The 19,340-nt window shown below is 64.3% G+C and carries 18 protein-coding genes; 3 read left to right on the top strand and 15 right to left on the bottom strand.

From position 1 onward, the window contains the following. Positions 1–19: 19 nt before the first annotated feature. From AAFN84_RS17975 to AAFN84_RS17930, 10 genes are all read right to left on the bottom strand, one after another. A complete protein-coding gene (locus tag AAFN84_RS17975; RefSeq protein WP_347516012.1) occupies positions 20–2,131 on the bottom strand; it encodes a molybdopterin cofactor-binding domain-containing protein in 2,112 nt (703 codons plus the stop codon). Beyond that, positions 2,128–2,607, bottom strand: coding sequence for a (2Fe-2S)-binding protein (locus AAFN84_RS17970; protein WP_347516011.1), 480 nt, complete (start codon positions 2,605–2,607; stop codon positions 2,128–2,130). Before AAFN84_RS17970 ends, AAFN84_RS17975 begins: the two co-directional genes overlap by 4 nt. Then, positions 2,607–3,599 (bottom strand): amidohydrolase family protein, encoded by a 993-nt coding sequence (locus AAFN84_RS17965; RefSeq protein WP_347516010.1) that lies wholly within the window; start codon positions 3,597–3,599, stop codon positions 2,607–2,609. Before AAFN84_RS17965 ends, AAFN84_RS17970 begins: the two co-directional genes overlap by 1 nt. A gap of 41 nt (positions 3,600–3,640) precedes the next feature. Then, on the bottom strand, positions 3,641–4,768 hold the full coding sequence (locus tag AAFN84_RS17960) for a C45 family peptidase (RefSeq protein ID WP_347516009.1): 1,128 nt from the start codon (positions 4,766–4,768) through the stop codon (positions 3,641–3,643). 3 nt (positions 4,769–4,771) lie between these two features. Further along, positions 4,772–5,935 carry an alpha/beta hydrolase gene (locus AAFN84_RS17955; RefSeq protein WP_347516008.1) on the bottom strand — a complete coding sequence of 388 codons (1,164 nt, stop codon included), beginning with the start codon at positions 5,933–5,935 and terminating at the stop codon, positions 4,772–4,774. A gap of 104 nt (positions 5,936–6,039) precedes the next feature. Beyond that, positions 6,040–6,825: an ABC transporter ATP-binding protein gene (locus AAFN84_RS17950; RefSeq protein WP_347516007.1), complete on the bottom strand. Its 786-nt coding sequence runs from the start codon at positions 6,823–6,825 to the stop codon at positions 6,040–6,042. 46 nt (positions 6,826–6,871) lie between these two features. Then, positions 6,872–7,711: an ABC transporter permease gene (locus AAFN84_RS17945; RefSeq protein ID WP_347516006.1), complete on the bottom strand. Its 840-nt coding sequence runs from the start codon at positions 7,709–7,711 to the stop codon at positions 6,872–6,874. Positions 7,712–7,725: 14 nt separating this feature from the next. Next, a complete protein-coding gene (locus tag AAFN84_RS17940) occupies positions 7,726–8,397 on the bottom strand; it encodes a cysteine hydrolase (protein ID WP_347516005.1) in 672 nt (223 codons plus the stop codon). A 14-nt stretch (positions 8,398–8,411) separates the two neighbouring features. Next, positions 8,412–10,157: a CocE/NonD family hydrolase gene (locus tag AAFN84_RS17935; RefSeq protein WP_347516004.1), complete on the bottom strand. Its 1,746-nt coding sequence runs from the start codon at positions 10,155–10,157 to the stop codon at positions 8,412–8,414. A gap of 64 nt (positions 10,158–10,221) precedes the next feature. Next, the gene (locus AAFN84_RS17930) at positions 10,222–11,247 is read right to left on the bottom strand and encodes an ABC transporter substrate-binding protein (protein WP_347516003.1); all 1,026 of its coding nucleotides are present in this window, start codon (positions 11,245–11,247) and stop codon (positions 10,222–10,224) included. A 183-nt stretch (positions 11,248–11,430) separates the two neighbouring features. On the opposite strand from AAFN84_RS17930, the gene AAFN84_RS17925 reads away from it, so the two are divergent. The 3 genes from AAFN84_RS17925 to AAFN84_RS17915 all read left to right on the top strand — a co-directional run bounded on the left by AAFN84_RS17925 (position 11,431) and on the right by AAFN84_RS17915 (position 14,647). Then, complete coding sequence (locus tag AAFN84_RS17925) at positions 11,431–12,255, top strand: IclR family transcriptional regulator (protein WP_347516002.1); 825 nt, start codon at positions 11,431–11,433, stop codon at positions 12,253–12,255. A gap of 134 nt (positions 12,256–12,389) precedes the next feature. Next, a complete protein-coding gene (locus tag AAFN84_RS17920; protein ID WP_347516001.1) occupies positions 12,390–13,598 on the top strand; it encodes a hypothetical protein in 1,209 nt (402 codons plus the stop codon). Next, the gene (locus AAFN84_RS17915; RefSeq protein WP_347516000.1) at positions 13,598–14,647 is read left to right on the top strand and encodes a GTP-binding protein; all 1,050 of its coding nucleotides are present in this window, start codon (positions 13,598–13,600) and stop codon (positions 14,645–14,647) included. The genes AAFN84_RS17920 and AAFN84_RS17915 overlap by 1 nt, the downstream gene beginning before the upstream one ends. 95 nt (positions 14,648–14,742) lie before the next feature. On the opposite strand, the gene AAFN84_RS17910 is transcribed toward AAFN84_RS17915, so the two are convergent. From AAFN84_RS17910 to AAFN84_RS17890, 5 genes are all read right to left on the bottom strand, one after another. After that, positions 14,743–15,417: a hypothetical protein gene (locus AAFN84_RS17910; protein ID WP_347515999.1), complete on the bottom strand. Its 675-nt coding sequence runs from the start codon at positions 15,415–15,417 to the stop codon at positions 14,743–14,745. Continuing rightward, positions 15,414–16,589: a Gfo/Idh/MocA family oxidoreductase gene (locus tag AAFN84_RS17905; protein ID WP_347515998.1), complete on the bottom strand. Its 1,176-nt coding sequence runs from the start codon at positions 16,587–16,589 to the stop codon at positions 15,414–15,416. The genes AAFN84_RS17910 and AAFN84_RS17905 overlap by 4 nt, the downstream gene beginning before the upstream one ends. A 151-nt stretch (positions 16,590–16,740) precedes the next feature. Beyond that, on the bottom strand, positions 16,741–17,766 hold the full coding sequence (locus AAFN84_RS17900; protein WP_347515997.1) for an ABC transporter substrate-binding protein: 1,026 nt from the start codon (positions 17,764–17,766) through the stop codon (positions 16,741–16,743). A gap of 32 nt (positions 17,767–17,798) precedes the next feature. Continuing rightward, positions 17,799–18,578, bottom strand: coding sequence for an ABC transporter permease (locus AAFN84_RS17895; protein ID WP_347515996.1), 780 nt, complete (start codon positions 18,576–18,578; stop codon positions 17,799–17,801). Next, positions 18,566–19,339 carry an ABC transporter permease gene (locus AAFN84_RS17890; protein WP_347515995.1) on the bottom strand — a complete coding sequence of 258 codons (774 nt, stop codon included), beginning with the start codon at positions 19,337–19,339 and terminating at the stop codon, positions 18,566–18,568. The genes AAFN84_RS17895 and AAFN84_RS17890 overlap by 13 nt, the downstream gene beginning before the upstream one ends. Between the last annotated feature and the right edge of the window lies 1 nt (position 19,340).

Genomic DNA, 19,340 nt, shown 5'->3' with positions numbered 1-19,340 from the left:
ACGCTCAATTGCGGCGCGACTACGCTCCGCGCAGCAGGGCCGCGGCAATCGTTTCCCGCGTCAGTGGCAGGGTGGAGAGGCGCGCGCCAAGGGCGTGGCTGGCTGCGTTGGCAATTGCTGCACTCGCGGGCCCGACCGCAACCTCGCCGACGCCAAGAGGCGGAAGGTCGGGTGCGTCGATCATCTCGAGCGTGATCTCGGGCACTTCCGAAAAGCGCAGGATCGGATAGTCGCTCCATCCACGCGAAACCGTCGTCTCGTCGCCCAGCGAAAACGCCTCCTTGAGCGTCCAGCTCGCCGCCTGGATGATGCCGCCCTCGATCTGGTTGCGCGCGCCGTCGGGATTGACCACCAGTCCGGCGTCGGCGACGCACCATATATCGGTCAGCCGCACCTCGTCCTCGATCTCGACACGCGCCGCCAATGCCACATGGGCGGCGTGGTTCTTGTAGCGGCTACAGGCGATGCCGAGGCCCACGCCCGTGCCGGCCTCTCCGCGCGCGCTCCATCGGCAAAGCTCCGCGCAGCGCGCCAGAACGCGCCGGGCTCGCTCGTCCGGCAGACTGCGCAGGCGGTAGGCGACCGGGTCGATGGCGGCAGCCGCGGCAAGCTCATCCATCATGCCTTCTATGGCCAGCACGTTCACCTGCGCGCCGAGACCGCGCAGCGCGGAGGTGTGCGGTGTCGGCCGGGTCAGGAGATTGTGTGTGATCGTCTGTCCGCGAAGCACGTATGGCGCGAACGCGTTGCGCGTGCCGCCGCCTCCCGCCGCGTCCGGTACGTCGAGCACGTCTGCGGCAGGTTGCGCCAGCCCGGCTTCCTCCGCCGCCAGCAGGTTGGGCCGCCCCGCCATCGCCGGCCGCTGGCCATGGCTGCCGGACCATATCTCCAGCTTCCAGTCCGCCGGCATGCCGTCTTCGCCAAGCGTCGCGCTCGCCTCCACAGCCATTGCCGCGCCCAGCGGCGCGGCGGAGAGTTCGTCGCTGCGCGTCCACTGGACGCGGATCGGCACGCCGGGGAAATGCTTTGCGATCATCGCTGCGTCGCAGGCCGCATCATCGGCGCCGTTGTGGCCGTAGCAGCCCGCGCCGTGGCGATGGCTGACCGCGATATTGGCGATATCGATGTCGAGCACCATGGACAGGGCCTGGCGCAGTTGTTCCACGCCTTGCGAATGCGTCCAGACCTCCAGCCTGCCTGCGTCGAAGCGCGCGATGGCGCAGGAAGGTCCGATCGAACCGTGTGACAGATAGGGCCGCGAAAAGCGCAGCCTGATCGCGCTGTTGCTGGGCGCGGGTTCTGCGCCGGCCTGGATCGTGCGCGTCGAGCATTGCTGGCGCACCAGCCAGTCCGCAGTTCCGGCGTCGGCGTCCGGCGCATCCACCGTCCACGATGCCGAAGGTCGGGCGGCGGCAAGCGCCACTTCCACGTCGCGCTGCCGCTTGGCGACGAGGGCGGTGAAGCCGCCGATGCGCAGGATGTCGACCGGCGCGGCCCGGCGCACACGTGCCTCGTCGAGCGTTGCCAGCCGGGCGTCGCGGAAGCCGCCGCGCAGGACGCGGGCATGCCGCATGCCTTCAAGCGTCAGATCGTGGATGAAGCCCCCGCCGAACACTTTTTCGGAAAGGTCGATGCGGGCGACAGGCATGCCGACGAAGCGCGGCTTCCGGCGGCTCAGGAGCGGGGCGCTGCCGTCGCAGGGGCGATCGAGGTCGAGCGCGTCGATGTTGCCCCAATAGTCGATCCCGGTCGGTGCGCCGTCGGCATGGACGCGACCGTCGCGCACGCTGCAGGTTGCGGGATCGAGCCCCAACCGGTCGCTTGCAATCGCGACGAGCGTCTCGCGCACCTGCGCGCATACCAGGCCGATGGCGCCACCCGACATCTCGACCGACTGGCTGCCGGCGGTGTAGACCTCGTCGGGGGTCAGCGGCGCCTGGCCGGAGACGATCTCCACGCGCGCCATGTCGACGCACAGCTCATCGGCCGCGATCTGTTGCAGCGCGGTCAGGATACCCTGGCCGAGCTCGACCTTGCCGCTGGAGATGAGAACGCGGCCGGCTTCGAATGCGATCCACTGCGAGAGCCTTGGGTTGGTCAAGAGGCTGCGGGGCAGCGAAGGGCCGGTCACGCCGGGCTTGCCGCGATCTGATGTGCCGCAGCCTCGACGGCTTTCAGGATGCGATGATGCGCGCCGCAGCGGCAAAGATGCGGGTCCAGCGCCTCGGCGATCTGGGCGCGCGACGGTGCGGGGTTGCGCTTCAGCAGCGCGGCTGCCGATACGATGATGCCCGACAGGCAGTAGCCGCACTGTCCGGCCTGGAGCTCGAGGAACGCGCTTTGCAGGGCATGCGGCGCCGCTTCCGAGCCCAGGCCCTCAATGGTGATCACATCCTTGCCAGCGGCATCGGTGGCAGCGAACGTGCAGGCATATGCGGGCCGATCATCGACCAAAACCATGCAGGCGCCACACATCTCCTCGCCGCAACCGAACCGCGTGCCCGTCAGTCCGAGCCGTTCGCGCAGGAGGTCGATCAGACGCTCGTCCTTGCCGCAGGCGAGCTCGACCTGCTCTCCGTTGACGCGGAGCCGGACGGTTTCATCCATTACGCAAGTCCGAAAAGCTGTCTCGCATTGCCCGACAATATCCTGTCGCGCCCGGCATCGTCCAATGCCGCGCACTCCATGACGATCGCGGTCGGGTCCTCGTCGCCCATGTCGAAGGGGTAGTCCGAGCCGAGCATGACCCGCTCGATGCCGACGAGTTCGACGAGCGACGCCAGATGATCGGCGCGAAAGATGCAGGTGTCGAACCACATGCGCTTGAGATAGGCGCTGGGCGGCTCCGGGGTCAGCGCACGAACCTCGGGACGAACCTTCCACGCATGGTCCAGCCGCCCGACATAGAACGGCAGATAGCCGCCGCCATGGGCAATGACCACCTTCAGGCCGGGGTGCCGGTCGAGGACGCCGCCCGAGATCAGGTGCATCGCGGCAAGCAGTTCCTCCAGCGGCTGGCCGACGCTGTTGATCATGAAGAAAGGCGAAAGCCGCTGACCGTGCGAGAACCCGAGCGGATGCAGGAACAGCGGCACGCCGAGCCGGGCAAGGGTCTTCCAGACGGGATCGAAGGCGGGCTCCGACAGCTCGTGATCGTTGACCCGCGTGTCGATCTGGAAGCCGCGCAGGCCCAGTTCGCCCACCGCGCGTTCCGCTTCGGCGGCGGCGGCGGCCGGAAAAGCCATGGGAAGCGTACCCATCCCGGCGAAGTGCTTCGGGTGGCCGGCGACGAGCCCAGCCACGTGATCGTTCTGCACCATGCTCAGCTTTACCAGAAGCTCCTCGTCGGCCCAGTAATGCTGCTGCGCCGGAGCCGGTGCAACGACCTGGAAATTGACCTTCATCCGTTCCATGTCGGCAATGCGGCGCTGCGGGTCCTTCAGCATCGGGCCATAGGTCGGCTTGCGCTCGCCGTCGGTCACCCTGCTTTCGGCAGACATGTCGCGGCGATAGGGATTTGCCTGCGGGTCGTACTTGCCGTGCACCAGCGGCTCGACGTCCGGGCAGAGCGTATGGGTGTGCATGTCGATCGTGTACATCGGTCCTCCTCGAAGGCGACACCTGTCAGCGGGCGTCGGCCTTAGTCCTCGTCTATCCGGAACCGCACGTAGGGGTACGTGCAGGGCGGTCCGTCGGCGACGTACATCAGCCGCTCATTGAGGTCGATCAACACCGCGCCGGTCGTCATGGTTCGCTTCGCGGCGGGTGTCCGTTCGTCGGGATGGCGGCAGATCGCGTTCGGTGCGCCGAAGTGGTCGGTCGTGGCCGCCTTCATGTCGTCCAGGGTGATCGATCCACCCGTGCGCTGCAGAAGCCGGCGGATGCGCGATGACCGGTAGAGCGTGTTCGGCGCGATCTTCTCCATCTGCGACTGGCCGTGACCCGAGGAGACGAAGTGATTGGAATGGGTGACGATGCCGTCGCTGGGATGGATGTAGGAGACGAGGTCCGGACTGGTCTCCATGTCGATGATCTCGCCCGCGGCGTGGCCGACGACGAAATTGGCCGAGCAGGTCCGTCGCGAGTTGACGACCGGCCGCAGGGCGTCGTCATACTCGCGCGCGTCGAGCACTTCGCGGCAGCGCACGTGAAAGGGCTTCTCCAGCGGATACCTGCCATCGTGGCTCGAGGCGAGGCCGTTTTCGACGAGGCCGATGCCGTTCTCGTTGACGCCCATCTTGCCGCCGGCGATGCCCGCCTCGGTCAGGCAGATGAAGCTGGGCTTGTCGGTTCGCCGCACGCGCAGGACGAAGTTGCGGCCGTGGACACCTTCCAGCCAGTCCCAGTTCTGGCCCAGCCAGGTATGGCCGTCCGCGGTGGCTTCGGGCAACAGGCCGAAGGTGGTGCAGCCGTCCGGGCCCGTCGCCAGCAGTTCCTCGCGCTCGCGCTCGGTGTGCGTCGCGTCGCGCCCGAAAAGCGTGAACGCGATTTCGTAGCGCGCATTGAGCAGGGCAATCTCCGCCTCGCTGCGGCCGCTCGCCTTGGCGATGCCGGCCATTTCCGATGCATACTCGGCGTTCTGGCGGCGGATGCTGGCAAACCAGTCCTCGCCTTCGGCTAGCGCCGCCTTGCGTGTGAGGCCGGATGCCTCGAAGCGCCTGAGGTAGGTTTCGAGATTGTCTTCGATCTGGCGGGCGAAGCGTTCACCGTGCAGCCGCCCGCGCTCCATCGGGTCGTCGCCGGCCGTCAGGGACGGTATCGGTGTCATGAGCTAGAGCACCTCGTGTTCGATGCGGCGGGCGAGATCCGGCGCATGCCTGCCGTCGAAAGCGTCCATGATCCAGTCGGCCAGCCATGGCAGCAGGTGCTGCATGACGCCGCCCAGCGGGTGGAACTCGTCGTGGAAAATCCACATTTCCTTCGGTCCCGCGATCTCGTTGAAGAACTGGTCCGCGCCTTCCAGCGGGCAGAGATAATCGTTCTCGCCCTGGGTGATGAGGGTAGGGCAGGTGATCTTCTGTCCGACGCCTTCAAGGCCCATGGTCGCCGCCATCTTGTCGAACTGGGCCTCGTCGTTGATGCCGGCCATGTACATGAAGGTGGTCTTGAAGCTCGGCGGTGCCAGTTCGAAGATCGCCTTCATGGAGTACAGGATGCCCATGATCCCGGCATTCGCCTTGATCCGGCTGTCGTTGGCGGCGAGCTGCGGCGCCCAGTAGGAACCGAAGCTGGCGCCGGACACGGCGAGGCGATCGGCATCGATCTCCGGCCGCTTCTCGAGATAGTCGAGCGCGGCCTTGCCGGCCTTGACGTATTTCTCGTCGGTGACCTTGCAGCCCTTGACGCGGGTTTCGCCCTGGCCGGGGCCGTCCAGCGTCAGCATGGCCATCCCACGCCGCGCGAACGGGCTGCACTCGGCGTTGGGGAACTCTTCCTTGAACATGTCCATGCCCGGGAAGAACAGCACCGCCGGCACCTTGCCGACGCGGTGCTCCGGCAGGTGCAGGACGCCATAGACCGTCTCGCCCTCCACATCGAGTTCGACGCGCTCGATGAGCCCGTTCGAATGGCGGATCAGGCCTTCGAAGTTCTCGACGCACTTGTCGTACATCTGCCGCTTCACGTCGGTATCGCGGTTGATCGACCACTGGCCGCGTCCGTAATAGATCGAGGCGCGGTAGTAGAAATCCCGTGCGGTGATCGAATGGCCCCTGGCTTCCGCTTCCCTTGCCATGTCTTCGAGCTGGCCCGCTGTACGGGCCCATTCGCGGGCGTTCTGGCGGAAGGTCTTGACGCGCTGCATCGTCCGCTCGACTTCCGCATAGCGGTAGCCCCGCTCGAGCCTGAAGCCCAGGGCGCCGGGAAACAGAAGGTCGTGCCCGGCAATGCGAAACAGTTGATCCATGACCCATTGCTGGCCGCTGCGTCTGATCATTCCGGCAGGTTCCGCCATGGTGAATTCTCCGTTCTTCGAAGTCAGTTCGCCGGCGGCGGCCCTTCGCCGGGCCGCGTGCGGGCGTCGTTTCCAGGTGGTGTTCGTCAGGTCATGACGGCGTAGAGCTCGCGGTTGAGCTCCATTACCAGCCGGTGGTAGCGCTCGTCGAGGCGCGTTTCCGGCGTGCGCGGCCGCGGCAGGTCGATGTCGAATACCTTGTGGATGCGGCCGGGGCGCGCGCTCATCAGAACGACGCGGTCGGACAGGAGTACGGCTTCGCCGAGGCTGTGCGTCACGAACAGCACCGTCTTGCGATAGCGCTGCCAGATCCGCATCAGCTCGAACGCCATGCGGTCACGGGTGATCTCGTCGAGCGCGGCGAAGGGTTCGTCCATCAGCAGCACCGCCGGATCGAGCGCCAGCGCACGGGCGAGAGCGGCGCGCTGCTGCATGCCGCCTGAAAGCTGGTGGGCGAACTTGTCGCCGAACCCGCTCAATCCGACGAGGTCGATGAGTTCGTCAACGGTGGCGCCGTTGGGCGACACGGTGCCGCCGCGACCCGAAACCAGCGAACGCAACAGGTCGATGTTCTTCGAGATCGTCAGCCACGGCATCAGGTTGGCCTGCTGGAAGACCAACCCCAGCCGGCCGTCCTTGCGCATCTGTGACGGCGAGGTGTCGCCGATCGTAACCGAGCCGCGGGTCGGACCCATGAGGTCGGATACCACCTTGAGCAGCGTGCTCTTTCCGCATCCCGATGGACCGACCAGGGAGACGAATTCTCCGTCGGCGATGTCGAGGTCGATGTCCTTCAGTGCGGTGACCGGTTGCGAGCCGCCGACCCCGTAGACGACCTCGACACCCTTGATCGAGATTCCGGAGCTCGTCACCTGAGCACTGCTCCCGGGTTGCGTCATTTCCAGCGTATTCGACATCTCAGACCTCACTCGTCTGGTCGCCGCCCGAGCGGGCCTTCCACGACAGCTTGGATTCCACCAGCGACATCAACCAGAAGAAGATGGTGCCGATGAGAGCCAGCGATATGATGGCCGCGAAGGAGCGGGCGGTGTTGAAGTTGAAGCTTCCCGACAGGACGAGATAGCCGAGGCCGTTCGATGCGGCGAGATATTCGGCGACGATGGCGCCCAGCACGGCAAGCGTCGTGGCGATGCGAAGCCCCGCGAAGATGTACGGCATGGCGTAGGGCAGGCGAAGCTGGAAGAACACTTGTCGCTCATTGGCCGCCACCGACCGGAACACGTCGCGCAATCCTCGGTCGACTTCCTTGAAGCCGGTCATGGTGTTGATGACGATCGGGAAAAAGGCGATGGCGGCAACGACGAGCACCTTCGAGCCGAAGCCCGCACCGACCCAGACGAGGATGAGCGGCGCGATCGCGAGCTTGGGCACGCTCTGCAACCCGACGAAGATCGGCATGATCAGCTTTTCGGCAAGCGGAAACCGGATCATCAGCGCGGAGATTGCCAAGGCGAATATGACGGCAGCGGCATAGCCGGTGACGATGCTGGCGATCGTGGCCGTGGCATGCATGCGCAGCAGCGACCATTCGTTGATCATCAGCGTGACGATCTCGCTCGGCGTCGGCAGCAGGAAGCGCGGCACTTCGAAGTAGCGCACCGCGAATTCCCAGAAGCCGATCAGAAATGCGATCAGCAGCAGCGAACCGAAGCGATCGACGAAGGCCCGCACCGAACCCGTGCCCGAGCCGGCGACGCTTTCGCCCGGTTCCGCCTTCGAGGTGTCGACTGTTGTCATCGTATTTCCCTGTCCTATGCGGCTTTCCGCGATGCCAGCGCCTGCGCGATGTCATCCGTGTTCATCACCCAGCCAAGCGACGACTTGATGAGCTTGATGGCGGCGTCGTGGTAGTCGGGGCCGTTCATCGATGCGCAGACATCCTCCACCAGGAGCACGCGATAGTCGCGGTTGAAGGCCTCGAAGCACGAGCAAAGCACGCAATTGTTCGTGTTGACGCCGCAGATGATGAGCGTGTCGACGTCGAGATTGCGCAGCAGATGCTCGAGGTCGGTATTCTCGAACGGGCTGTAGCGGTGCTTGAAGACGGTGAATTCGCCCGGCTTCGGCGCCAGTTCCGGCACGATCTCCGTCACTGGCGCGTTCTCGATCGCCAGCGACTTGCGCGGCTTGTTGAGCCCCGGCACGACCGCGTTGTGTTGCGCCATCCAGAACGGATTGCGGTTGTCGACGACCGTGTCGGTGCGTGGATCGTGGCGATGATGCGTGCGGATGAAGATCACCGGCAGGCCTGCGTCGGAACAGTGCCCGCGCAGCCGCACGCCCGTTTCGATGATGCGTCGCGCGGCCCCTTCCTCCACCAGCATGTGGCCGATGGAGTGGTCGAGATGCGAGCGGTTCATGTCGACCATGAGGAGCGCGGCGCGCTCCAGCCAGCTTGGGTCGAGTGTGTTTGGTTCAGCCATCGCCATGATCCTGCTCAGCCACCGGGGATAATGGGGAGCAGCAGGTAGGGCTGCTCGTCCTGGTCGAAGTGAAGCGTGTTGCTCCCGCCGAAAATCTCCTGCGGCCTGTCGACGGGATCGTTGTGGGTGAAGGGCCCGACACCGTACATCTTGTACTTCGAGAATGGCGTGTCGGACGGCTCGCCGTCGCACTCGTAGTCCTTGCCGCGCACATTGAGCGCGATGCGATAGCCAGCCGGAACCACGAGGCAGGTCGGCCAGATCTCGATGTCGAGCTCCACCGGCTTGCCTGGCTCCAGCGGCCATTCCTCGTCATGGCTGTGCCAGGGGCGATAGGGCAGGCTTTCCGCCGGGTCGAGCTTGCGGTGCGAAGCGCGCAGCCAGCCAAGGCCGATCGGCGTACGCGGATCGTTGGAGCCCTGGAAGGTGACTTCCTTGCCATCGGGATCGTAGACGCGCAGCGCCAGGAAGACGTCGGCGTCCTTTGTCTGCGAGGAAAGGAAGAGCTTGGCCGCGATGGGACCGGTGATCTCAAGCGGGGCTTCCAGCGGCGGCGTGGTGAAATAGACGCCATCGCCCATGGTCTCGTACGAGATCGAAGTGCCGTCGGCAGGCTTTTCGGTCTGCAGGCTTCCGTCGGCCGAATTCAGGTAGAACTTGGTCCACTGCGTGCGCGCCAGCGGCCATTCCTGTTCGTCGCGAAGGACGAATGTCTCGCCTGGGTGCCGGATGTTGAGCTGCACCGGAGGCTGCTTGTCCCAGCCGGTATCCTCGCCCTTGAGGAAATGGCCGAAGAACTTCATCTGAAGCGCCATGCCGTAGTTGGAATAGAAATGCGAGTAGTGCGTGTCGCCATGCACCTCCAGCCATTTCTGCTTGCTCGCGGCGCGCATGTAGCCTTCGAAATTGCCGCGCGTGTGCAGGCCGACGCCGCCCCAGTTGGTCGCCGAAAGCAGCGGCGCGGTGATCTTGTCGAACTGCGGCGAGCGCTCGCGATGGAAATCGTCGACGAAGTGCCGGGACAGCACCTCCTGCTGCGTGTCCGCCCTGTTGGCGGCGAGCTCTTCCTCGGAGAGAGTGTCCGGCCCGGCAACATATTCACCGGTGACCTGACTGCGCGCGCCGCGCTCACCATAGCCGTGCTGCACCGTCTTGACCTGGCGGGAGTACCAGTTGCCGATGAATTCGTTCAGGATGCCGCCCGTGCGGCATTGCTCGCGGTAGAAGTCGGAATAGCCTTCCCAGATGCACATCGCCGCCAGATGCGGGGGCTGCAGGGAGCCGACGAGCCACTGGTTGACGGCGTAATAGGAAATGCCGCTGAGCCCGACCTTGCCGTTGCTCCAGGCTTGCGTGCCTGACCACTCGATGCATTCGTAAAGGTCCTGCGTCTCGCGCGGGGAGAAGACGTCGAGATAGCCGGGGGACCGGCCGGCGCCGCGCGAATCGACGCGCACGCAGACATAGCCTTCAGGCACCCACTTCTCGGGATCGACGAGTTCCCAGCTCTGGTACTTGTTGGACGAGCCCTCGAGGATCTCCGGATAGGAGGTAGTCATCTTCACCCAGGCGCCCTTGTAGCCCTCCTGGAAGGCGAGCCCCTTGGCGTAGGGTCCGTAGTGGAGGATGACAGGGTAATTGCCATCTTCGAGCGGCATGAAGATGTCGGCGCGCAGGACGATACCGTCGTCCATGACGATCGGTGCATCCCACTCCACGCGCATGCCGTCGCGAATTTCCGTCTTGTGCTGTTCAGACATTCTGGTCTCTCTTCACGCCGTTGCAGCCGCATGCCGAAAGGCATGCGGCTTGGCGGATACGTTCTTAGTTGGATGTCGAGGAAAGGGCCTTGGTGAAGTCGGCGGATTCCTGCAGCTTCTCCACGAACTCGTTGGTGTAGAGGTCGCCGACTTCTGGCTTTGTCGGCAGGTCGCCGCCGAGAATGTCGATGGATTCCGTCCACTTGGCATCCGACATCAGGCCGAAGCGCTCGCCGAACTCGGGCGTCGCGTAGGTGTCGTAGATGATGCCGAGCTTGCGGGTCTCCAGCTCGAGGTTACGGTCGGGCGATACCTCGATCACGTAGGAAACGGCTTCCTGCTGGTTGGCGAGCGTCCATTCGTAGCCCTTCAGCGTGGCGCGAAGGAATCGCTCGACGAGTTCGGGGTCGTTCTCCAGAACGGTCTCGCTGGTGTAGAAGACGGTGCCGTAGATATCGAGGCCATAATCCTTCAGTGCCAGGACATTGACCTCGTAGCCGTTCTCCTCGAGCGTCAGCGCCTGGCCGTACGTGAAGCCGTAGAGCGCATCCACCTGACCGGCGGCGAGCAGCTGGACTTCGGCGCCGCGCGTGACGTTCATCAGTTCGATGTCGCTACGCTCGAGCCCGCCGCTTTCCAGCAGGGGGTTCAGCATGCCCTCGATGTTCGACTGGATCCAGGTGATCTTTTTGCCTTCCAGTTTCTCGGGCGAGTCGATGCCGGACTCCTTCAGGGATATGATGCCGGCCGGGCTGGAGGGCTGGTCGGCCATGATCGCCACGACGGGCAGGCCGTTGGCCCGCGCCTTCAGGAAGCTGTCGGAATTCGACAGGCCGAACTGCTCCTCGCCACGCGCGATGAACACCTCGTTTTGCTGGCCCTGCGAAGGCGGAACAATGCTGAGGTTGATGTCCTCTTCTTCGTAGAAGCCCTGGCTCTTGGCCGCGAAGATCGGCGCATGCATGCCCCAAGGCGTGAAATTGATGCGGATCGTGACATCGTCCGCGGCATGGGCCGCGGTGGCGTAGAAGCCGGGCGCACCGACAGCAAGGGTGATGGTCGCCGCGACGATATGGGATTTCATGGACATGTGTTCGCCTCCAGTGGTTTGATCGGGATTTCGGGGATCGATCAGCAGGGAGCGGGTTCGCCGGTCCCAGCGCCAAAATGCTTGGCAGTCGCGCGAAAACGTTTGATCATTGGTCCCCATCGCACTATAGTCGTATTACTGTGCAATACGATCGTATTATTTTTATGATGAAAGAGACCATCGATGCGAACGCTTGTCAAACAGAATTCGCCGCCCGGCAGCGACGATGGGATTTCTCCCACGCAGAACCGCCAGTTCGTCACCGCACTCGCCAAGGGCCTGTCGGTGCTCGAAGCGTTTGCCGACCATCCAGGGCCGATGAGCCTGCAGGAACTGGCGGCGCATTCGGGCCTCGACAAGAGCAACGTGCAGCGTGTCGCCTTCACGCTGCTGCACACCGGCTACCTGCGGAAGGGCGTCGACGGACGCGGCTTTTGCCTCGGTCCGAAGGTGCTGGACCGGTCCTTCGACTTCCTCAGGAGCTGGCCGTTGATCGAGCGCGCCATGCCGGTCCTCATCGATGTCAGGCAGGCGGCCGGCGAGCGTGTCGACCTCAGCATCTTCGACGATCTGTCGATCTCCTATGCGATCCGCCGTCAGGCCAAACGCCAGACATTCTTCGCCACGCTGATCGGTCGGCGCATTCCGACATATTGCTCGTCCGGCGGGCGGGCGATCATGTCGAAGCTGACCGACGCGGAAGTCGACAGCATCCTCGAACGCTCCGATCTCGTGGCGCTGACCAACCACACGCTCACGGAGCCCGCCCAGATTCGCGAACGCGTGGAACAGGCCAGGCAGGACGGCTATTCCGTCGTCCACAACGAGAGCTTCATCGGTGAAGTGGCTGTCGCATGCGCGATCCTGGACAATCGCGCCCGCCCCGTGGCCGCCGTTCACATTGCCGGTTCGCTCTCGGAATGGACGGTCGAGGATTTCGCCGAGCGCTTCTCGCCGCTGGCGGCAGAGGCCGCACAGTCGTTGAGCGGCGCCGTCGCTCCCTTCTGAGCCAGTTGATGCCCGGAAATACCGGCGCGCCATGCGATGGACTTAGTAAGTCATTCGAATGAATTCTTGACGCGCCTGTCGCTGCTGGTCAAAATCTAGGCGCACCCTCTCTCCTTCAACGGCGGACATTCCTGATGGCGAACGAAATTTCGGGCTTCAAGCTTCTCAGCCAGGATCTGATGCTGGCGCACGGCGCCGTCGGCGAGGGGATGTCGATGCAGGTTGCCCGCGACGGCCGGCGCATCCTGTGGATCGCGCATGAAGGCCCGCCCAAGAATTTCACCGGCATCGATGTCAGCGATCCGCGTGCGCCCAAGGTTGTCGTGCAGACGGATCTACCCCACGGCAAGGTGCGGTCCAACTCGCTGGAGGTCACCGGCGACATCATGGCCGTCGCCTACCAGACGGTCGAACCCGGCCTGACGCCGGCTGGTTTCGAACTCTTCGACATCAGCACGCCGGAGAACCCCAAATCGATCAGCTTCTTCGATTGCTCCGGGCCCCACTCGCGCGGCGTGCACCAGCTCTGGTTCGTCGACGGCCGCTACGTTCATTTCGCCGGTGGCGCGGCCGACTTCACGCCGCGCAACCAGAAGGACGACCAGATCTACCGCATCGTCGACGTCGCCGACCCGACCCGGCCGGTGGAAGTCGGCCGCTGGTGGCTTCCCGGGATACGTGAGGGAGACAGTGAGGAGCCGCCAAAGCGGCTGCCGCTCGATTCCGGTTTTCGTGCGCACAATACCAACGTCTATCCGGATCGCCCTGAAAGGGCCTACGTCGCCTTCCTCGATGGCGGCGCCTTCGTGCTCGACATCTCCGACATGGGCTCGCCGAAGGTCGTCTCGTCATGGAACCCGCACCCGCCCTATCCGGGCTTCACCCATACAGTGATGCCACTGTTCTCGCGCGAGCTGCTTCTGGTGACGGACGAGTGCGTGCGTGACAATGGCATCGACTGGCCAAAGCTGTCCTGGGTGCTGGACGCGCGCGAGGAGACCAACCTGGTTCCGATATCGACCCTGCCGCTGCCACCCGTCGAAGAATTCGCGCCGCGCGGCGGACGCTACGGTTCGCACAATCTGCATGAGAACCGCCCGGGCGACACCTCGTTCCGCTCGGACACGCTGATCTTCGGATGCTTCTTCAGCGGCGGCGCGCGCGCCTACGATCTTTCCAATCCGCTTCAGCCACGCGAACTCGCCAGCTTCGTGCCGGAAACGCCGAAAGGCTCGCGTGTCACGTCGTCCCAGATCAACGACATCTATGTCGATGAGAACGGCATCGTCTATGCCGGCGAACGCCACACCGGCGGGGTCTACATCCTGGAGCCGGACTTCTGATGGCAGCACAGGGCGAGCCGCTACCCATCATCCTGCTCACCGGGTTTCTCGGCAGCGGCAAGACGACGCTGCTCAACCGTCTCGTGAAGAGCCCGGGGCTCTCCGACACGGCGGTCATCGTCAACGAGTTCGGCGAGATTTCCATCGATCATCTGATGATCGACAGCGCGATCGAGAACACGCTCGTGCTCGAGAGCGGCTGCATCTGCTGCACCATTCGCGGCGATCTGGTCGACACGCTGCGCGATCTCGTTGCGCGGGCGCAGAGCGGGGAAATCCCATCGTTCTCGCGCGTGATCGTCGAGACCACAGGTCTTGCCGAACCGGCGCCGATCATACAGACGATCGTCGGCGATCCGATGCTCGTGGACCAGTTCCGACTCGGACTTGTAGTGACGACCGTCGATGCCCAGATGGGAATTGGCGAGATAGAGCGCTTTCCCGAGGCGGTGAAGCAGATCGCCGCAGCCGACCTGCTGTTGGTCACCAAATCCGACCTTGCATCCAAGCCGGCTGTCGAGGCCCTGTCCAAAAAGGTCGCGTCGATGAATCCAGGCGCAGAGATGCTCAGGACCATGTCCGGCGATCTAGACCCGGACATCCTGATGAGCCGACTTGGCGACCCAGGGCGCGCTGCCGCGATGATCAAGCACCTCGACGCAGCCGGACCGGATGCGGGGCACGATCACCATGGGCACGACCATGATGCGCATGGCGCTCATTTCCACGCGGACGGCAACGACATCCGCACGTTTTCGATTGAGGTCGACGAACCGCTGGACGAGGCGGTCGCCACGCTCTGGATCCAGTCGCTGCTGTCGCTGCGCGGCCAGGACATCCTGCGGCTGAAGGGCGTGCTGTGGCTGAAGGGTCGCGATGAGCCCGTGCTCGTCCAGTGCGTGCAGCACGTCTCCTACCCGCCCGTGGCGCTCGCCGCATGGCCGGAAGGGCAGCGTCGCACGCAGATCGTGTTCATCACCAGGGGCATCGGGCGCGCCGGCGTGATGGCAAGCCTCACCGCGCTGCGCGAGGAACGCGAGGCTGCGTAGCGCCGGGAGAAGAGCGCGTTTTCCGTTGACATCTGTCAACTCAGCTTGCGCGGATCGACAACGGGCCGCGCGCAGAACATCGTCGATTACAGGGACTAAAAGCGCAGTGGCGTGAAGGCGAGGCCGGAGGGCAGCGTCTCCGCTTGCCAGAATGGTGGCTCATCATCGCCGAGCACCTTCGAAAAGAAGGCCGGTCCGCCCTTTGTATCGGCCAGGGTGAAATCGATGGTCCGAATGCCGGCCGCCTCGTAGCGTTGCTCTCGTGCACGCGCCTGGGCCGGCATTAGCCGCCCCGGTGCGGCAAAGAGCGCCAGCCATCCCGTCGATATGCGCAAGGCGATGTCGGCCACGGCTCCACGCCCATCTTCCGGCGGCAGGAGATGCGCGCGGGGAAGTGGCATAGGTGCGGAAAAGATCGTGTCGTCTGCGCTGAACAGATGGTCGAAGACGGCAAGCCGCGCCTCGATCGCCGGGCGATGCTCGTCGATCACAAAGCGCAGGTGGTCAAAATAGCCCGCCAGGAATGCACGAGAGGTCTGGTCCCAGGTGCCGCACAGGCCGCAGAGATGCGCAAGAAGCGCATGGGCCTGCCCGTCGACCGACAGGTCTTGAGGCAGAGCCGGCAATGCGAAGCGCTGCGCATTCATGCGCAGCGTCTTTCCTTCCACCGCCCCGGCGGGAATGTGGGGGAAGGCCATGGCCTCTCCCCCTGCCGCGTCGGATGGGTAGGTGTCGACCCCGAAGGGTATGATCGCGGGCGAGCCGCTCATGCAGCCTTGCTGACCGCCGCATCCAGCGGTTCGAGATCGACCCAGCGGCGTTCGGCGTGGCTGCGATGACAGGCCTCCACCAGTTGCAATCCCTTGGCACCGTCGAGCAGTGGCGACGGGAATGGCGCGTCTTCGGCGACATGGCGCAGGAAGCGCTCCCACCCGGCCCGGTAGCTGTGCACGAACGGGTCGACGTCGGGCATCGCCTGCCATGCGTCGCGCAGTCCGGCTGCGTGCACCGCAGGGTTGTCGACGCTCCACACCGGCTTCGGGGTACCGACGGCCGGCTGGACCACGCAGTCATGAAGGCCGGCGACGGCCGACCCGCCCGTTCCGTCGACATGCAGCGTCAGCATGTCGTCATTGCGCGGCCGCGTCGCCCATGACGAGAATATCTGTGCGATGGCGCCCCCTTCGAGCTGCGCGATGGCAACCACGTGATCCTCCACATCGACCTCGTAGCGATTGCCGCGCTCGTCCTTTCGTGATGTCGCCTGTGTTGTGCTCACGCAGGAGACGGAGCGAATCTCGCCGATGATCTTGTCGAGGATATAGCGCCAATGCGGAAACATATCGAGGATCAGCCCGCCGCCCTCGGCCTTCTTGTAGTTCCAGCTCGAGCGCTGGGACGGGTGCATCTCGCCATCGAATATCCACCATCCGAAGTCGAGCTTGACGGAGAGGATGCGGCCGAAATAGCCGCTGTTCTTCAGCTTCGCGAGCTTTTGCAGGCCGGGCAGGAACAGCTTGTCCTGAACCACGCCGTTCTTGAGGCCGGCGTCAACGGCGGCGCGCGAGATCGCCAGCGCCTCGTCGAACGAAGCGCCGATGGGCTTTTCGAGATAGATGTGCTTTCCCGCCGCAATCGCGGACATGGCGCGCTCATAGCGACCGCCTGTCGACGCGACGTCGAAATAGATCTCGTTCTGGGGATCGGCGAGGCAGCTCTCGCGGTCGATGCTCCATTCGAGCCCGCCATGTGCCGCGGAGAGCGCCCGCAGCTTGTCCGCGTTGCGGCCGAGGAGCACGGGCACGGGCATCAGCCGCGAGCCGTCCCGCAACGCGATGCCGCCATCCCTGGCGATGGCGATGAGCGACCGTATCAGGTGCTGGTTCGTCCCCAGCCTTCCCGTCACGCCTTCCATGACAATGCGGATATTGCGCGTTTCCAAGGATACGTTCCTTCAATTTCTTGCTGTTGGCCGGTCGCCTGAGGGGCGGGGGTCGGCGGCATGGTTCATCGGGTCGGTGCTGGGCGTGTCTCGCCGAGCCCGTACCCGCCCCGAGCAAGTCGGGGCGGGCAGGTGTCGGGATGGCTGCGGTCTATTCCTCGGCTTCGATGCGACGCTTCGCTTCTTCGACGAAGCTGGTGTCGACATAGTCCGGGGAGACCTGGATCGCCTCCGGAATGACGCCCAGGTCGGCCGCCGTGTCGATGGCAAGCTGGAGGCCCTCGATGTTCGGCACCAGGAAGGGATCGCGGAAGTAGTCGATGTCGCTGAACAGGTAGCTCATCTGCTCGACCGGACGAACCGAGGCCTCGGCTACTATCGGCAGCGCCTGTTCGCGATTGGCGGGATCGGTGATCCAGCGGAAGCCGCGCACATGGTCTTCGAAGAAGTCCTGCACCTGCTCGGGGTTGTTTTCAAGGAACTCCGAACGCGCGACGAGGAACACGAACTGCGTCGGGCCGATCGCGTCGCCGGACGAAAACAGCGCCTTGTACTTGCCTTCCTCGACGAGCTGCGACGCCATCGGCTGCTGGATCGGGCCGGCATCGACCTTGTCGTCCTCCAGCATCGGCAGAACGTTGGCGAAGCTGGTTTCGACCACTCGGATGTCGCTTGCAGGATCGAGATCGACTTTCGCGACCATGGCGCGAAGCGCCATGTCGACGGCCGAGCCGACGGCGTTGATGGCCACCGTCTTGCCCCTGAGGTCTTCCGGCGTGTCGATCCCGGAATCGGACTTCACATAGATCGTCTGCGAATAGTGGCCTTCGATGCCGTCCTGAATGATGTCGGCGACGACCTTCACGTCGAGACCGGCATTGATGACGCCAAGCGCGAGCGCGGTTGGCGAGAGCGCCGCAATGTCGATCTCACCGGCCGCGAGTGCGGTGATCTGCGGGGTCGAGCCGTTGAAACGCACGACCTCGACATTGTAGCTCTCGCCTTCGTGCTTGAGCGCGTCCTTGGCCTGGTAGAAGGTCGGGATCAGATGCGCCGGCATCGAGGAATAGCCGACGCGCACAGTGATCGGTTCGCTTTGAGCCTGCGCGGACCCCACGATCGTTCCGAGGAGTGCTGCGGAAACCGTCAATTTCATGAAGGTACGTAAATTCAGCATGCTAGGTCCTTTCTGGTGGGTTTTCGGGTAGATCAGTCGGTGGAGACCGCATTTTCCTCGTGCCAGTGCAGCAGCTTCCGGCGCAGGAGCCTCATGCCGTTGACGACGATCGCGCCGGCAATGGCGATCTCCACGATGGATGCGAAAACAGCCGGCGAATTGGCATAGCGCGACGCAATCAGCAGTTGGCCGCCCAGGCCATCCCCGCCCATGATCATCTCGGTCACCAGCGTGATGATGAGCGATACCGGGATGGCGATCTGGTAGCCGGTCAGGATCTGCGGCGTGGCGGCGGGAAGCACGACATCGGTCAGTACCCGCAGGCGGCTTGCCCCCAGCATCTGCGCCGACCAGACGAACTGGCGCTCGACGCCGCTGGCGCCTGCATAGGCGTTGGCCGTGATGACGAAGATGCAGCCCGCGGCGATCATGGCGATCTTCGAGGCGTCATCCAGTCCGAACCACAGAATGAAGATCGGCAGCAGAGAGATCTTCGGCATGGGATAGCCGACCGAGACGATCGGATCGAAGAACCATTTCGCGGTGCGCGACACCACCATCAGAAGCCCGATCGTCGTGCCGATCGCCGCGGCGATCGCGAAGCCCGTCAGGGCCCGATAGAGCGTGTAGCCGACATTGACGAATACCGTGCCCGAGGCCACGTCGGCGAGTATGCGCTCCGCGACGACGATGGGCGATGGCAGCAGGAACGGCCTCACCGCGCCGGAACTTGCCATGGCCCACCAGAACAGGATCACCCCGGCAATGGGCAGCATGCGGAGGAGCGGCGTGGGCAAGGTCAGTCCCGCCATCTGAGCACCCGTGCGGTCAAGAGCTGAATCAGGCGGTCACTGACGAACCCCATGGCGACCACGGTGAGGATCACGGCAAACATTTCGGCATAGAGGCCGCCATCGCCGAGCATCCGGATGAGGAATCCGAGCCCCTCGTTCGACATCACCAGCTCGGAACTGACGAGCAGCACGAAGGAGAGCGCCAGCGAGGTCCGCAGGCCCGCGAGGATGGCCGGCTGGGCGGCCATGAACGAGATATCGATGATGCGCTGCAGACGGCTCGCCCCCAGGCTCGCGCCAGACCACATCAGCACGCGGTCCACACCTTTGACGCCATTGTAGGTGGCGATGGTGATCGGCAGCAGGCAGCCGAGGAAGATCAGGAATATCTTGGACGAATGCCCAAGGCCGAACCACATGATGGTCAGCGGTATCAGGGCCGATTTTGGCATCGGATACAGGGTCTGCACGAGCGGCCCAACCAGCGCGTCGACGCTGCGAAACGACGCCATGAGCGTTCCCATGACGATGCCGAACGTGACAGCGAGCAGCAAACCCAGGCCGGCCCGACCAAGCGACATGCCGGCATGGGTGAAAAACGCCGTGTCCGTCGTCAGCCAGCGGAAGCTGGCGAGAACGTCTGTGAGGGGCGGCAGCGCGTATTGCGACACCAGGCCGGTCCGGGAGCAGAATTCCCACAGCAGGGCGAGGATCAGGAGCGGACTGTATTTCTTGAAGACGTCAATGGACGTCTTCGCCAGCGAGTTTTGCCGCGCCATG

The organism is Mesorhizobium sp. CAU 1741, assembly GCF_039839275.1.
Taxonomy (GTDB): domain Bacteria; phylum Pseudomonadota; class Alphaproteobacteria; order Rhizobiales; family Rhizobiaceae; genus Aerobium.
The sequence above is the reverse complement of the archived record's forward strand: the minus strand, read 5'-3'. Positions and strand labels throughout refer to the sequence as shown.

What these genes read in the sequence shown, in the direction of transcription:
- AAFN84_RS17970 (WP_347516011.1), bottom strand. Translation starts at nt 2,607, where the DNA reads ATGGATGAAACCGTCCGGCTCCGCGTCAACGGAGAGCAGGTCGAGCTC.
- AAFN84_RS17965 (WP_347516010.1), bottom strand. Translation starts at nt 3,599, where the DNA reads ATGTACACGATCGACATGCACACCCATACGCTCTGCCCGGACGTCGAG.
- AAFN84_RS17960 (WP_347516009.1), bottom strand. Translation starts at nt 4,768, where the DNA reads ATGACACCGATACCGTCCCTGACGGCCGGCGACGACCCGATGGAGCGC.
- AAFN84_RS17955 (WP_347516008.1), bottom strand. Translation starts at nt 5,935, where the DNA reads ATGATCAGACGCAGCGGCCAGCAATGGGTCATGGATCAACTGTTTCGC.
- AAFN84_RS17945 (WP_347516006.1), bottom strand. Translation starts at nt 7,711, where the DNA reads ATGACAACAGTCGACACCTCGAAGGCGGAACCGGGCGAAAGCGTCGCC.
- AAFN84_RS17940 (WP_347516005.1), bottom strand. Translation starts at nt 8,397, where the DNA reads ATGGCTGAACCAAACACACTCGACCCAAGCTGGCTGGAGCGCGCCGCG.
- AAFN84_RS17935 (WP_347516004.1), bottom strand. Translation starts at nt 10,157, where the DNA reads ATGTCTGAACAGCACAAGACGGAAATTCGCGACGGCATGCGCGTGGAG.
- AAFN84_RS17930 (WP_347516003.1), bottom strand. Translation starts at nt 11,247, where the DNA reads ATGTCCATGAAATCCCATATCGTCGCGGCGACCATCACCCTTGCTGTC.
- AAFN84_RS17925 (WP_347516002.1), top strand. Translation starts at nt 11,431, where the DNA reads ATGCGAACGCTTGTCAAACAGAATTCGCCGCCCGGCAGCGACGATGGG.
- AAFN84_RS17920 (WP_347516001.1), top strand. Translation starts at nt 12,390, where the DNA reads ATGGCGAACGAAATTTCGGGCTTCAAGCTTCTCAGCCAGGATCTGATG.
- AAFN84_RS17915 (WP_347516000.1), top strand. Translation starts at nt 13,598, where the DNA reads ATGGCAGCACAGGGCGAGCCGCTACCCATCATCCTGCTCACCGGGTTT.
- AAFN84_RS17910 (WP_347515999.1), bottom strand. Translation starts at nt 15,417, where the DNA reads ATGAGCGGCTCGCCCGCGATCATACCCTTCGGGGTCGACACCTACCCA.
- AAFN84_RS17900 (WP_347515997.1), bottom strand. Translation starts at nt 17,766, where the DNA reads ATGCTGAATTTACGTACCTTCATGAAATTGACGGTTTCCGCAGCACTC.
- AAFN84_RS17895 (WP_347515996.1), bottom strand. Translation starts at nt 18,578, where the DNA reads ATGGCGGGACTGACCTTGCCCACGCCGCTCCTCCGCATGCTGCCCATT.
- AAFN84_RS17890 (WP_347515995.1), bottom strand. Translation starts at nt 19,339, where the DNA reads ATGGCGCGGCAAAACTCGCTGGCGAAGACGTCCATTGACGTCTTCAAG.